The sequence below is a fragment of the Streptomyces enissocaesilis genome (genome assembly GCF_039533765.1).
Taxonomy (GTDB): Bacteria; Actinomycetota; Actinomycetes; order Streptomycetales; family Streptomycetaceae; genus Streptomyces; species Streptomyces enissocaesilis.
Genome location: NZ_BAAAUD010000023.1, coordinates 73087 through 86956, shown reverse-complemented (window position 1 = coordinate 86956; position 13870 = coordinate 73087). Strand labels below are relative to the sequence as shown.

Annotated in this window: 11 protein-coding genes and 1 pseudogene; 5 read left to right on the top strand and 7 right to left on the bottom strand. The window is 71.2% G+C overall.

Going from position 1 to position 13870, the window contains the following annotated elements; translation table 11 throughout:
* Nucleotides 1-47: 47 nt before the first annotated feature.
* Nucleotides 48-3956, bottom strand: coding sequence for an nSTAND1 domain-containing NTPase (locus ABD374_RS12380; protein WP_344494443.1), 3909 nt, complete (start codon nucleotides 3954-3956; stop codon nucleotides 48-50).
* Between the two features lie 354 nt (nucleotides 3957-4310).
* On the opposite strand from ABD374_RS12380, the gene ABD374_RS12375 reads away from it, so the two are divergent.
* The 4 genes from ABD374_RS12375 to thpR all read left to right on the top strand — a co-directional run bounded on the left by ABD374_RS12375 (nucleotide 4311) and on the right by thpR (nucleotide 8280).
* Nucleotides 4311-5159 carry a glycoside hydrolase family 16 protein gene (locus ABD374_RS12375; protein WP_344494441.1) on the top strand — a complete coding sequence of 283 codons (849 nt, stop codon included), beginning with the start codon at nucleotides 4311-4313 and terminating at the stop codon, nucleotides 5157-5159.
* A gap of 5 nt (nucleotides 5160-5164) precedes the next feature.
* On the top strand, nucleotides 5165-5674 hold the full coding sequence (locus tag ABD374_RS12370) for a hypothetical protein (RefSeq protein WP_344494439.1): 510 nt from the start codon (nucleotides 5165-5167) through the stop codon (nucleotides 5672-5674).
* A 6-nt stretch (nucleotides 5675-5680) separates the two neighbouring features.
* Nucleotides 5681-7135 (top strand): tetratricopeptide repeat protein, encoded by a 1455-nt coding sequence (locus tag ABD374_RS12365; RefSeq protein WP_344494437.1) that lies wholly within the window; start codon nucleotides 5681-5683, stop codon nucleotides 7133-7135.
* A gap of 560 nt (nucleotides 7136-7695) precedes the next feature.
* Nucleotides 7696-8280: an RNA 2',3'-cyclic phosphodiesterase gene (thpR, locus tag ABD374_RS12360; RefSeq protein WP_344494435.1), complete on the top strand. Its 585-nt coding sequence runs from the start codon at nucleotides 7696-7698 to the stop codon at nucleotides 8278-8280.
* Nucleotides 8281-9034: 754 nt separating this feature from the next.
* Here thpR and ABD374_RS12355 read toward each other — a convergent pair.
* Nucleotides 9035-10024, bottom strand: coding sequence for a CU044_5270 family protein (locus ABD374_RS12355; protein ID WP_344494433.1), 990 nt, complete (start codon nucleotides 10022-10024; stop codon nucleotides 9035-9037).
* A complete protein-coding gene (locus tag ABD374_RS12350; RefSeq protein WP_344494431.1) occupies nucleotides 10017-10634 on the bottom strand; it encodes an RNA polymerase sigma factor in 618 nt (205 codons plus the stop codon). Before ABD374_RS12350 ends, ABD374_RS12355 begins: the two co-directional genes overlap by 8 nt.
* An 82-nt stretch (nucleotides 10635-10716) precedes the next feature.
* On the opposite strand from ABD374_RS12350, the pseudogene ABD374_RS12345 reads away from it, so the two are divergent.
* A pseudogene (locus ABD374_RS12345) lies at nucleotides 10717-10950 on the top strand (IS1380 family transposase); the annotation flags it as partial.
* 556 nt (nucleotides 10951-11506) lie between these two features.
* Here ABD374_RS12345 and ABD374_RS12340 read toward each other — a convergent pair.
* The 4 genes from ABD374_RS12340 to tpg form a co-directional block, all read right to left on the bottom strand.
* Nucleotides 11507-11692, bottom strand: coding sequence for an Orn/Lys/Arg family decarboxylase (locus ABD374_RS12340; RefSeq protein WP_344494429.1), 186 nt, complete (start codon nucleotides 11690-11692; stop codon nucleotides 11507-11509).
* On the bottom strand, nucleotides 11692-11922 hold the full coding sequence (locus ABD374_RS12335) for an Orn/Lys/Arg family decarboxylase (RefSeq protein WP_344494427.1): 231 nt from the start codon (nucleotides 11920-11922) through the stop codon (nucleotides 11692-11694). The genes ABD374_RS12340 and ABD374_RS12335 overlap by 1 nt, the downstream gene beginning before the upstream one ends.
* Nucleotides 11923-12535: 613 nt before the next feature.
* Nucleotides 12536-12994: a DIP1984 family protein gene (locus tag ABD374_RS12330; protein ID WP_344494501.1), complete on the bottom strand. Its 459-nt coding sequence runs from the start codon at nucleotides 12992-12994 to the stop codon at nucleotides 12536-12538.
* Nucleotides 12995-13309: 315 nt separating this feature from the next.
* Nucleotides 13310-13867 (bottom strand): telomere-protecting terminal protein Tpg, encoded by a 558-nt coding sequence (tpg, locus tag ABD374_RS12325; protein WP_344494425.1) that lies wholly within the window; start codon nucleotides 13865-13867, stop codon nucleotides 13310-13312.
* Nucleotides 13868-13870: the final 3 nt, after the last annotated feature.

Genomic DNA, 13870 nt, shown 5'->3' with positions numbered 1-13870 from the left:
GGGCGCCGCCGGGGGGCGTTGCAGGTGCTACGGGCGACGGGTGCCGCTCAAGGGGTGTCGCACACGGTCCGGTGTCCGAGTTGCGGCAGGTGCTCCTCCCATTCGGCACGCGTGAGGACACCGCCGGTGTGGTCGCAGACGTAGTCCGCAGCGCGGCGCGTGTCCAGGAGCCACACCCGGGCCGTCAGGTCGTAGCCGGCGGAGGCAAGGGTGTCGCCCTCCGGGCCGAACGCGACGGAGGTGACGGTGTCGAGGTGTCCGGTGAGTTCCCCGCCGGCGGGCTCGGCACGGTCCGGCTGTGCCACGTCCCACAGCCGTACCGTGTGGTCGCTGCTGCCGGTGGCAAGTGTCTTCCCGTCGGGCGAGTAGGCCACCGACCTGACCGGCCCGCGGTGTCCGTCCAGTTCCTCTCCGGTCTGCCGGGCGCGGTCCGGCCGGCGTACGTCCCACAGCCGTACCGCGCGGTCCTCGCCGCCGGTGGCCAGCGTCTTTCCGTCCGGGGCGAAGGCGACCGCGTTGACCGACTCGTCGTCCCCGGTGAGAGCTTCACCGGCGGCCCGCACACGCGCCGGGTCGTGCACGTGCCACAGCCGCACCGTCCCGTCCTCGCCGCCGCTGGCCAGCGTCTTGCCGTCCGGGGCGAAGGCGACGGAGCGGACGGCGTCCCCGTGGCCGCGCAGCGGTGCGCCGAGCGGCTGTACACGGTCCGTTCGGCGCACGTCCCACAGCCGCACCGAGCCGTCCTCACCGCCGCTGGCCAGCGTGCGGCCGTTCCGGGCGAACGCGACGGTGATGGCGCCGCCGTCGTGCGCGTCCAGCGGTTCGCCGAGCGGGACCGGACGTTCGGGCGCGGAGACGTCCCACAGCCGTACGGTGCCGTCCAGCGAGCCGCCGGCCACCGTGCGGCTGTCCGGGGCGAACGCGACGGCCAGCACCTCGTCCTCGTGGCCGGTGAGCATCCGCGGAATCCGGCGCGGGCGGCCCGGCTCGTCGACGTCCCACAGGCGGATCAGCGCGTCGTCGGTGCTGGCGGCGGCGAGCAGGCGGCCGTCGGGGCTGTGGGCGACGGCGGTCAGCGGGTTGGTGAAGTCCGTGAGCACGGTCGGCGGCCGGTGCCAGAGGTGGACGCTGCGGTCGGCGCCGGTGCTGGCGAGGGTACGGCCGTCGGGGCTGAAGGCCACCTCCCACACGGCCTCCGTGTGGCCGGCCAGTGGCTCCCCGAGCTGCTGCGGATATGCGGGGTTGGCCACGTTCCACAGGATCGGCGCGTTGTCCTCGCCCGCGCTCGCCAGGGTGCGGCCGTCGGAACTGAAGGCCACCGACATGACGGGCGCGGTGTGCTCGGTGAGCGGATCGCCCAGCGACCGGGGGCGGCCCGGGTCGGACACGTCCCACAGTCGTACGGTGTCGTCGAAGCCCGCCGTGGCCAGCGTCCGGCCGTCCGGGGAGAAGGCCGCCGTCCAGACGGAGGCGGTGTGTGCGCGCAGCGGCTCGCCGAGCGGCTCGATCCCGTCTTCCCCGCTGACGCGCCACATCCGTACGGCACCGTCGAAGCCCGCCGTGGCCAGGGTGTCCCCGTCCGGGGCGAACACGACGGCGCGGACGCTGCCTTCGTCGGACGCGTCGGCCTCGACGGGTCCGCCGAGCGGTGTGGGCCGGTCCGGGTCGCTCAGGTCCCACAGCCGTACGGTCCCGTCGTCTCCGGCAGTGGCCAGTGTCCGGCCGTCGGGGGCGAACGCGACGGAGACGACGTTCTCCTCGTCGTGGCCCACCAGCGGCCGGCCGACGGAGCGGGGCCGCTCCCGGTCGTGTACGTCCCACAGCTGGACGCCGCCGCCTTTCCCGGTGGCCGCCAGGAGGTCGCCTTCCCGCGGCGCGAAGGCGACCGCGCCGACCGGGCCCGTACGGAATCGCAGTGGTTTCCCCAGCGGTTTCCCCAGCGGTTTCCCCAGGTCCCCGGGCCGGTCCGCCGCCCCGGGCCGCACGGCGGTGTCCCACAGCCGGACCGTGCCGTCGTGGCCGCCGCTGGCGAGGGTGCGGCCGTCGGGCGCGTACGCCACGGAGCTGGCGAGACCGGCGTGGCCGGGCAGCCGGGTGGCCAGCGTCCGGCCCGCGTCCGAGGCCAGCCGGGTCCGGGTGTCCGGGGTGGCACGCATGTGGTGCGCGGCGACGTCGAGGCGGCCGGCCAGCCCGGCACTGATCTCGCGGACGCTGTCGGCCTCGGTGGTAAGGCGGCCGAAGACGGCGTCGTCCCGTTCGGCCTGCGCGGTAGCGCGCGCCTGGAGGGCGACGACGGCGGTGCCGGTGGCGAGCAGCCCGAGAGCGGCGAGTACGGCCACGACCGTACGCCGCAGTCGCGCGGCGCGGTGCCGGCGGCGGAGCGAGGCGGTGAGGAACTGCTGTTCCAGAGGCGTGAGTTCGGTGCCGCGGCAGCTGTCCCCGCCCTCCTGGTCCTTCGCCGCGGCGCCGTTCGGCCGGGCGGCGTCCTCCGGGAAGGCGTCACGGGCGGCGTCCAGCCGGGAGCCTGCGTAGAGCGCGGCGCTCTCCCGGCCGAGCGCCTGCCAGGTGCGTGCCGACTCGGAGAGCGCGCGGTGGACGCGCAGCCGGTCGCGTTCGGCGTTGATCCAGGCCCGCAACCGGGGCCAGGCGGTGATGAGGACTTCGTGGGCGAGGTCGACGGTGCCGTCGTCGAAGGTGATGAGGCGGGCGCGGACCAGGCGTTCCAGCACCACGCGGGTGTCGGCGGGACTGCCGAAGCCGAGCTCCGCGTGCTCGGTGGGGCGGCGCGTGTCGGGTGTGCCGTCACCGGGGGCGACGAGGCGGAGCAGGATACGGCGGGCCAGTTCGGCCTGAGGCGCGGTGAGTTCGCCGTACACCTGCTCGGCCGTACGGACGACGGCTCCGCGCAGTCCGCCGGCCGCCTCGTACGCGGCCTCGGTCAGGACCCGGCCGCTGCGGTGGCGCCAGGTCTCCAGCAGGGCGTGCGACATCATCGGCAGTCCACCCGGGGCGCCCTCGACCTCGTCAAGAAGACGGTCGGTCAGGGAGCGTTCGACGATCAGGCCCTCCGCGGTGGCCGGGCGCACGATGGCCTCCCGCAGCTCCGCGCGGCTCATCGGCCCGGCGAGCAGCGTGGCACCCTGCAACGCAGCGGTGAGGCCGGGGTGTTCGGCGCAGCGGCCGAGGAAGTCGGCCCGCACCGCGATGAGGACGCGCAGACGGCTGCCGGCGTCGGTGGCGGCGACGAGGCGGTCGATGAAGGTGTCCCGGTCGGCCGGGTCGGCGCCGAGGGTGTACAGCTCCTCGAACTGGTCGACGATCAGCCAGGTGTCGGCGTCGGTGCCGGGCACGGGCGTGAGCCGTTCGGCGTGCGTGCGCAGCGGATCGGGGCCGGGCGTGAAAATCCGTACGGCCGCCGCGGTGGCCTCGCGGTCCCCGTCGCCCGCCCCTTCGGGTGGGGTGCGCAGCCGCGGGATCAGGCCGGCGCGTAACAGCGAGGACTTGCCGCTGCCGGAGGGGCCGAAGACGGCGGTGAGGCGGTGCTTGCGGTTCAGTCCGGTCAGCCGGTCCAGGAGCTGGTCGCGGCCGAAGAAGAGTTCGGCGTCGTCCGGTTCGAACCGGGTCAGGCCGCGGTACGGCGGCCGGGAGGTCTCGTCACCGGACGCCTCGGCGGCGAGCTCGGCCGACGCCTCGCGCCAGCGCCGCTCCCACTCGGTCACGTCACCGCCGCACGCCTTCACGTAGGCGAGCGTCACCGCGCGGGTGGGCAGCTGCTTCCCGGCCGCCGCCTGCGACAGGGCGGTCACCCCGTACCGCGCCCGCTGAGCCATCGCCCGGTACGTGGGCTTCCCCGCGGCCTCGCGCAGCGCCCGCAGTCCGGCGGCGAACCGCGGCACCGGTCCGGCCTCCGGATCCAGCTCGCCCTCGGTGCGCCCCGGCCCTGGTTGTCCCGACACGTGCCCGCCCCACCCTCGCTCCGCCGAGTCGTCACCAGGGCATCACCCAGTGCGTCTGCCCGGGCGCCCACGGTAGGGAGTCGGGAGGTGCGACCGCAACCGAACTGCCGGGTAACCGCAGGACGGGACACGGGCGTTCACCCGGTCTTCACGACAGGCCGCGTCCTGTTCGCCCCTCCGGTTCGCGCCTCCGGGTTGTTCGGCGCCGGGACAGGGCCTGCTGAACAACGGCGTACGGCGGTCGAATGGCCGAGGGCGGTGGGCCGGGAACGGCCGCGGCGCGGCCCGAGTCCGGGCGAAGGGGGGAGGGCTCGGGCCGCCCCCCTCACCCGTGCGGCAGGCTGAAGGAGACACATGTACAAACGACCTCGTGCCCGGCCCCTCGCCGTGGGGTTCGGAGCGGCTGCCCTGGTGGTGACCTTCGCGGCGGCCACGGCGAACGCCGGCCCGGCACGGCCGTCGACGGCCGCCGAACGGTACGGCTGGGGCGCCCCGCTGCCCGAGTGGTCGGACGAGTTCGGCTACGGCTCCGAGGCGGACCCCGCCGTACCCGACCGCGACAAGTGGCGCCTGGCGGGCGGCGGCCCCGGCGAGTGCTGGCCCGGCCACGGCGACAACGGCCGTCGCTGCGACGCCAACACCCGGGTCGTCGGCGGCGTACTGCGCATGACCGGCGAGGCGAACGGCGACAGCGGTTGGCTCGCCTCGCCGTACGGACAGCGGTACGGCCGCTGGGAGGCGCGCGTACGTTCCCGGGCCACCGCCCGCGACAACGGGCGGCAGTACCACCCGCTGCTGATCCTCTGGCCGGACTCCGGCAAGCATCCGCAGGACGGTGAGTACGACTACCTGGAGAACGGCGCCCCGGGTGAGCAGTGCGCCGAGGCGTTCCTGCACTACCCGCACCCGGAGGACGTGCCCGTACAGCAGGAGTTCGCGCAGAAGTGTGGCGTGGACCTGTCGCGGTGGCACAACGTCGCCATCGAGTGGACCGAGGACCATCTGCGCGGCTTCATCGACGGAAAGGAGTGGTTCCGCTTCTCCGGCGGCGCAAACGCGGATCGCGCCTGCGTCCAGTGCGCCCCGTCCATGCACCAGACCATCCAGCTCGACAACTTCCACGGGGACGACATGCAGAGCGCCGTCTACGAAATCGACTGGGCCCGGGTCTACGACCTGCCGGACAACGAAGGCGTGAGGTGATCCGCATGCAGAACTTCTCCCGCCGGAGCGGCTCGTCCGGCCTCGTCGGTCAGCCCGGTGATCCCCGTCCGCCCGAGGCGGCGCGCATCTCCGGGGCCCTCGTCCTCGTGCTCGTGGTCGTCGTCGCGCACGCGGTGGGCACCGCCTTCGGCGGCTGGGCGATCCTCGATGAGAACTACGGCAAGCGGGAACACGGGCAGGACCTGATCATGCCGATGGGCCTGGCCCGGTTCGTGGCGTGGTTCTGCTGGGCACTGGCGGCGCTCCAGGTCGCCTGCGTCGTCCTGGCCGGCAGGCGCCGACCCTGGGTCCGTGTGGTGTTGGCCGTGTGCCTGGCCTTCGTGGCGTGCTCGACGCTCCTCGCCTTCGTCGGCTCGCTGGCCTCCGGAGCGCCCAGCCCGGCGGTGCTGCTGGTCTTCGGCATCGACGGAGCGGCCCTGTGGGTGGTGCTCGGCGAGACCGCCCGCCGCTGGTTCTCCGTACGCGGCCCGGCGCCCACTTCGCCTCAAGGATGACCACCCATGGATTACTCGACGTACGAACCCGACCCGTACCGGCCGCCCGGCGAGCCGCCGGAGCCGCCCGTGTCACCCGGGCCGCCCGCGGCCCCGTGCGACCCGATGGCGGCAGGGATCGGCAACGCCTCGCTGCTCGGCATCGGCTATCTGCTCCTGGGCCACCGGTGGCTGGCCGCGCTCGCCGTGCTCGGCACCGGCACGCTCCTCAAGCTCACCGCCTCGACCGCCGAGGTCTGGTGTGAGCTTCTGCTGCTCCTGTGGTGGGCAGCCGGCATCGCCCACGGCTGGTTCCTGGCCCACGGGCGCGAGCATGTCGTACGGAGGGCGCAGCGCAACGGCGCCCTCGCCGTCACGGTCGCGGTCCTGCTGACTGCCGTGCTGCTGCGCGCCGAGGCGCACGACATCGAGAACCGGGTGGACGAGGCCCGCGAGGCCGGTGACTGCGACGAGGCCGTCGCCGCGCAGAGCGAGGTGTGGTCCGGCCACCGCGTGGCGGGAGCGACGGTGGTCGAACCCGGCGACGCGGTGGTGGAGACCTGCCAACGGCTGGAGCGCGCCGCGTCCACGCTGCACGACGCCGGGCGGTCCGGGGATCTCGAGGAGCTGGAGCGGGGCTTCGGCGTCCTCGCCCGCGTCCTGGAGGAGCCCGGCCACGAGAAGACCGTCCGAACAACCCTGAACACCTTCCTCAACGCCCTGCCCACCGCCGACGCCTGTGACACCGCCGACATCACCGGCTGGCTCCGCGACCGTGAGCCCACCCGTGACGTCCTGGACCGGTCCGCCGACGCCGCGACGCGTACGGAACCCGCGGCGCTGGCCGGATGCGGCGACGCCCTGATGGACGAGGAGAACTGGAAACAGGCACGGGCGCGCTACCAGCGGCTTCTCGACGCGTACCCGGACGAGCCGCTCACCGGCAAGGCACGCAGCGGCGTGAGGAAGGCCGTCCTGGCCATCGAACTCGACGAGGTGCGCGCTCTGATCGGAGCCACCCACGGCGCGACGTCCGGCTACTGCGACAAACCCGCCAAGTACAGCGCCGCCCCGCCGTACCGCGAGGGGACCAACCGTGCGCTGTTCCTCGGTGACACCGAGTACACCGGCAAGCTCCCCGGCCACTGGCGCACCGGCGACCCCACCAAGGCGGCGCTCGTGGTCTGCGCGGACACGGCGAAGAACGGCGCCGCCGTCAGGTCCTGCTCCTACGAGAAGGACAAGTCCGACCACTTCCCCCGCCAAGTCACCTTCCACAAGGTCGAGATCCCGCTGAAGGTCTACGAGCTGCGCACCGGTGAGCGCGTCGGTCCACGCTCGGTGCAGATCAGCGGCGGAAGCTGCCCGGCCGTCCTGCACTACGAGTATTACGGCACGTACGACTACGGGCCGGGCGACCAGCTCGTCTCCACCACTCCCTCCGGCGTACGGGACGCCTTCCGTCCGGTCGTCATCCGCTGACATTTCGAGAGACCGCTCGGACAGTACGAATCAGTCGAGCAGCCCATCAGAGCCATCGGTTCACCCGACTCGAAAAGCGCTCTGGAGGGCTGCATTGCGACATCACCGGACGATCAAAAGCGCGAAAACCGGCAGCGATCAGGCTCCCTTCGCCCTGTTCACCACCGCGCTTCCGGCCCACCACCCCGCCGTCGGCAAGGGACCCACGTACATCTGCCCCTCCGCCCCTCATCGCCGCGGCCGCCCGGCCTCCACAAGCTCTGGGTCGACGGCGGCTGGACGCGTTCTCGAGCGGGAACCGTAGCAGGGTGCGACGGCGGTGCAGAGACCTGCGCGTACGGCACGGGTTCTGCCCCCCCTGGTAGTCGGTTCCCGACATGTGGTGTCGCCGGCTGGGATTCGGGTGGAATCGATTCCGCTCTTCGCTGCCGGTGAAACGGAACAACTCCCCCGGCCGGGACCGCCACCCGAGTCGTGAGCAACGGCGAGTTCCATCTCGTTGAACGACAGCCCGCCACGCGCACGGCAGCGGCCGGCGTCGATGGTGTACGAAGTCCTTCGTGAACGAACCGATCCAGGCCGCGACCGTCCGCGTCTTCATAGCCCTTGCTCCGCCCGACGACGCCAAGGAGGAGCTGGCGCAGGCACTGCGGCCCGCCTATGACACCTACCCGCGCATGCGGTGGAACCGCATCGAGGACTGGCACATCACCCTGGCGTTCCTCGGTGAGCTGCCGAGGTCAGCCGTTTCGCTCCTGCGACCGCCGCTCGCGGAATTCGCAGCGAGGCGCCACCCCCTGCACCTGGCCTTGCGCGGCGGCGGGCACTTCGACGAGCGTGTGCTGTGGAGCGGGATCGGCGGGGACCTCGAAGGACTGCGGCTGCTCGCCGGGGAGGTGCGGGCGCTGGTCGAGGAACATGGTGTCACCTTCATGGACCGGCCGCTGAACCCCCACCTGACGCTCGCCCGTTCGCGCCGCGGCGATGCTTCCAGCGCGGTACAGGCCGCCGCAGGGCTTTCCGCGTTCACCGGCCGCACCTGGCAGGCCGAACGTCTGCACCTGGTCGGCAGCAACTTCGGCCGCGGCCCCGGGCCGATCCACTACCGCGACATCGATGCCTGGTCCTTCAGCAGCGCGAGATGAACCGTCCTTGTGGGCCGGGCGACGGCCACCAGCGCTATGCCGACGACCGGCCCTCCAGGGGAGGCCGCTCTCATGACGACAACGTCCTGGCCGACGATGTCCAGGCCCAGCTGTGTGCGTCGGACCGGGTGGCAGAAGACGCCTCGACCACGCCCCCTTCTCCGCCGGAGACAAACGACTCGGCAGCCCCGTAGCCGATATGCCGGGCAGCCACACCGCCGGGGGCCGGGGACGTCCCGCAGCCCGGGCACGGCACCGAGTCCTCCGGAGTCCGGGCCCGCACCAGAATCCGCTCACCCTCGTCGGTCACGTTCTCGATGATCAGTGGAACAGTCCCGGAAACACCGTATCCACAAGCTCGTTGCTGTTCCGCACATCACGTCAGCGACGAAACAGCACTCTCCCTCACCACCGAACTACGAGTCGAAGCCACCAGCCGCGCGTCGCCTCAGCCTCAGCCTCAGCGAGCGCTCGCACGACGAGCGCCGCCATCCCCTCGTCGCGGATGCCCGTCGCGGGCTGCACCGAAGACATGGCGGAGTACACGACGGTCAGCCCAATGGTATCGGTGGGATCCGACAGCAAACGCGCCCAGACTGGCTGGCCGCCCCCGAGCCATCGGAAGCGCCATGACCCTTGGGACGCGACCTGGTGCCCCGGACCGAGAAGGTGCCCTCCGCCTGGAGTCCCAGATGCGGAGGGCGCTTTCGCGCTTTCGTATCGACGACGGCCGCACCCGAACGCGACGGCAAGGCTAGGGGCGCTGTTTCAACCGGTCGACGATCGCCCAGTCCACCGTGTGTGACAGCTGGATGTACGTCTTGTCGCCGGACGCCGAAGTCCGTTCGTCTCGGAAGCCCAGGAATTCATAGGATTCCGGATCGAAGATGAGGTATTTGCCCTTCGCGAACGGACTCTTGGGGTAAGAGATCCCCACCCCCGGGCGCCCGGCAGAATCCTTCACCCCCGGAATCACTTCGACCCCGGGCACCAGGGCCAGTGCCTCGTACGCGGCGGGACGCAGCCCCTGGGGCAGCACTGGATCCTTCAGGAGCTCGCCGAGCAGGAAGTAGGCGTGGTACCAGTCGAAACCGGAGAGGTCGTGGATCGACCGGTCGGACGTGCCGCGGGCGGAGACGATGGCCGGAATGAGCTTCTCCGGATCGGTCGGGAGCTTCTTGAGCCTGCTCCACTCCCGGGGAGGCCACACGAAGCTGCCGTCCTTCATGGGCTCCTCCCAGATCACGTTGCCGCGCTCCATGGTCAGGGAGCGCTTGGAGCCGTCCACCGAGTCCCAGTTCACGTCCACAAAGGTCTTGACCTTCCCGGTCTTGCGCTCCGTCTCCTTGATGATCCGCTTCGAGTAGATGAACTGGTCGTCGCGCGGCGCCACGGTCTTCTCGTACTTACCCGTCCGCGCCGCTGCCCCGTTCAGTACCGTTGCGGCGCTGACGTTGCCCATCCGCGGGGTCGCCGTGCCCGGTAGGCGGTCGGCACGGTCGGGCCGACCGCCCTCGTCGGCGCCGCCCTCGGTGATCAGTACCGCCGTTCCCGCCACCGCCACAGCGGCCACGGCGGCTGCCGCGAGGCGGAGCGCGTGGCGGCGGCCGGGTGCGGCGTCGGTGTGCCGCTCCGCGCGCGCCATCGTGTTCAGCAGTCGGTGGCGGGCCTTCGCTCGGGCCGGTTCGGTGAGCGGGGCCGCGTCCGCGTTCCACTCCCGCAGGAGTTCGAGTTCGTCAGTCATGGTCGGATGCCTCTCGCAGTGTCGTCGGATCGGATCCGCCCAACGCTTCGCGCAGCTTGCTGCGAGCCCGGTGCAGCCGTGATCTGACCGTGCCGATGGGGACACCGAGGGCCTGGGCCACTTCCTCGTAGCCGAGACCGCCCCACGCCACCAGCAGCAGCACGTCCCGGTGCCGCGCGGGCAGTGCGGCCAGTGCTGCTGCCAGTTCGCGGCCTACGGCCTGCGCCCCCACCCGGGCCGCAGCACGGTCGGCCAGCGGCTCCTCGTGGTCGGCCGGAGCCGGGATGCGGGCCAGGGCTTTGAAGCGGCGCGCCTCGGCCCGCCGGTGTCGGCCGACCAGGTTGGTCGCTATGCCGAACAGCCAGGGCCGGGCGCCGTCGCCCGTGGCACGCGAGGGGTCGTAACGGTGCCGCTGCTGGAAAGCTGTGGTGAAGGTCTCTGCCATGAGGTCGTCGGCCGGCTCGCCGCCGAGCCTACGAGCCAGATAACGATGTACCGCATCCGCGTATCGGTCGAAGAGCACGGCGAATGCCTCGGGCTCGTCCCGGGACCGCGCAATCACCGAGGCATCGCTCTCCGCCCCCGTGCGGACGCCTGGCTCGACGGTCATCGGGGCTCCTCTCGTTCAAGGGAACATGCTTCGAAGGCTTGGGCTTTCATCTCTCCTTCGCCGCTCGCCCCCGGCGAGTTCCCTCGTGGATCTGGACGGGGTGCTCGTGCCGGCCCACTCCGAGAAGCAGGACGCTGCCGCGACCTGGAAGAAGACCTTCGAACACCATCCGCTGACGGGGTTCGTCGTTCGCGGAAGCGGTGGGAGCGGGGAGCCGGTGGACGGACTGCTCAGGCCCGGCAACGCGGGCAGCGACACCGCCACCGATCACACCACCACGGCCCAGGCCGCCCTGGCGCAACTGCCGAAGAGCCCGGAAAGACCCACTCACCGCCACCCCGCGCCGCGAAGCCTTCACCGCACGGGCGCAGCGCATCCTCAAGCGCCACCCGCACGAGGCGGTGCTGGTTCCTCGCGGACGCCGACCTTTTCAAGGCCCTCAACGACACCTTCGGGCACGCCGCCGGCGCAGGGCGCTCGTCGCGGTCGGTGCCCGGCTCACCGAGTGGGCCGGCAAGCGCGGCACGACGGCAGGTTCGGAACTGGTGCGCCGCCCACCCCGTCGAGGCCCGGCTGGGCCACTTCGTGTCCGACACCGAGCCCAGGCGAAAGCACGACGACGACCACACCTGAGCACAGAAATGCCCCGGAGCAGGCTGTTCCGTCACCAGCAGATCGCCAGCCAGCCACCCCGGGGCACCCACAACCTGCCCGAGTAAGGACATCCCATGCACTCGCTCTCCCTCCCCCTCGATCTGATCATCGGCCCCGAGCCCGCCGGCCGGTTCGTCGGCGCGCTCGTCCGCGACCTGATCACCTCCGATCTGCTCCCCGAGCCGGACGCATGCAGCCGCGCGCCATCCCTTCGCGGTTCATTGCCTGCCGGTGGGCGTGCCGTCCTGGCGTACGGATTCGATGAGGTAGTCGCCGGTGTTCGGGTCAATGGTGACGCCGTGAGCTTCGCTGGGGAAGCCTGGGAAGGCCCGGTCGAAGGCTTCCCGAGCGCTGAGGTAGCGCAGGGCGGGTCCGTCGGGTGTGCCCAGGGCTTCTCCGGGCATCAGGACGGGGATGCCAGGCGGTGTGACGGTGACCATCGCGGCGGCGATCCGCCCGCGGTGGCCTGAGCGAGCGGGAGGCGTTCGGTGCCGCCCCTGATCAGTTGCTGGTAGCAGCACTGGGGCGGGTGGACCGGCTCGGGCAGTTCCTGGAAGGCGGTGTCCAGGGCGTTGATCAGTTCGGCGCGGGTGAGGTGTTCGTGCGTGTCCTGACACAGGCCGCGCAACGTCATGTGGCCGTAGCACCGCGGGTACGGCTCGGCCAGGTGCGTCAGGACCTGCCGCAACGGGGTGTCGGCGTCGTGGAGCGCCTCGAAGTCCGTCAGGGCGTCCGTCAGCGTCCCCCACTTCCCCTTGGTGATCCCCCATGGAGAACAGAACGAGGGTGGTGCAGGTGAGCTGCACGCGACTCCGTCCGTCCTGTCGCATTGCGTCTGCGTCTGGGTCTGGCGTGTGGTGGGCTGCTGACCTGCGCTGTTGCCAGGTCGCTTGGAGACCGCCAGCGGCCGGCGTTCTCAAACCACCGGGCTTCGCGGAAGTCTCGGTCGCGATAGACGCAGGAGCGTCGCCAAGGCCGCCAACAGAGCCAGAGATCGCCGTTCTCCATGGTGCTGCGGTGTGGAAAGCCCCGAACCCGCCCTCGCCGCCCCGGATCTGCACGTGGTGATGTGCTGTGCGATGTGCGCTGTTACCTGTACGCGGTGCTGAGCTGCACTGTTAATGGGGAGTCGAACCCCCGCGTTGCTCCTCACGCGCCAGGAGTGGGCTGGAAAACCGCCAGCCCCCGGTGTGTGCACGCCTCCGAAGCTGCTACCTGCTCCACATCGTCGCAGCTTGCTGGACTACTCAGTCCAGCAGATCGACCTCCCAGTTCGTACGCTGGATCCGCACATCGACCTCGCGGATCTCCCGGGCGAGTGCGTCCGCCCGACCGCGCAGTTCCGCGACCGGAAGCGCGGAGGGCATCAGCAGCTCGGACCGGAGTTGCCGGCCGTATCCCCGCTCGCCCTTACCCGCCGCCGCGGTGACCACGGAATGACGCAACCGCAGGACATCCCGGCGTGCGAGGGCATCGGTGAGCGTGCCGTCCGGACCCATCTCCACGGTGGCATTGGTCCGGTTGATCTGCCGGATCAACGTTTCCAGGGCGTCCAGCACCTCACCGGCCTCAGCCAACAGCTGAGCTGCATCCTCGGCGGGTGTCTCCCCTTCCTGATACCGCGCACTGTCGACGACGCGTGCTCGCAGCTGTTCTGCACGGCGCATCGCCTCCGCGCGTTCGGCCAGTGCCTCAGCGAGCTTCACTGTCTCCGCCTCCCCCTCCACGAGCCCGCACGCGTATACGAGTGCGAACCAGCTCATTCGCACCTGGATTTTGATCCGCTGGAGTCCTGACCAGCCACTGGAGTGAGGGCGGACAGCCGCTCAGGGCGCCACGAAAGAGAATCTGACCGTACGAACGAGAATGAGTGGGAATCCGGCAGCTTCAGCGCGACAGGACACCGTCGGGCAGCCCTGCGTGCCCCGCTCCGCGATCCTGGTGACAACAAGCCTGCTTTTGTGACAACTATCTTTCTTCGACTCAACGGTACCCACGATGCGCCAGGAACGGGCTATGAATTAATAATCGAGATCCAGATAGTCGATGTCGTTGATTTCGACTTCCGAGAGTCCCACGGCGCGGCCGCCACCGTCCTGGAAATAGATTTCTTTGAATCCTTCGGCGATGATTCCGCGCATCTCCTGGTCGTCGGCCCCGGTGTCGCGGGCGTCGAACAGGCGCTGCGCGTACGTCGCGGGGAGACGGACGGTGAGGCGGCGGAAGCGGCCGTCGTCGGTCGTGCCGACCGGCGCGGTGTAGCCGAACCGGGCCCTTGTCTCCACTGTGATCCCGCCGGTGGCGGCGGCCTGCTTGCGCCGTCGTTTGCGTACCTGGGGCTGCCAGCGGGAGCGGACGGCGTCGTCGATCTTCGCGGCGATGCCCTTCGGCGGGTGCTTGCGGGCGCCGCGCCGGTAGCGGTTGACGGAGTCGGCGGTGATGCCGAGCTCCGCCGCGACGGCCTTCGCACTGCCCATCTGCTTGAGCAGGTAGTTGATCTGGCCCTTGAGGGTCTTGGGCGGCTGCCGGGTGAAGGCTTCCCTGTCGGCCCGCTCGATGGCGTCCTGGATCTCCCCCACCGG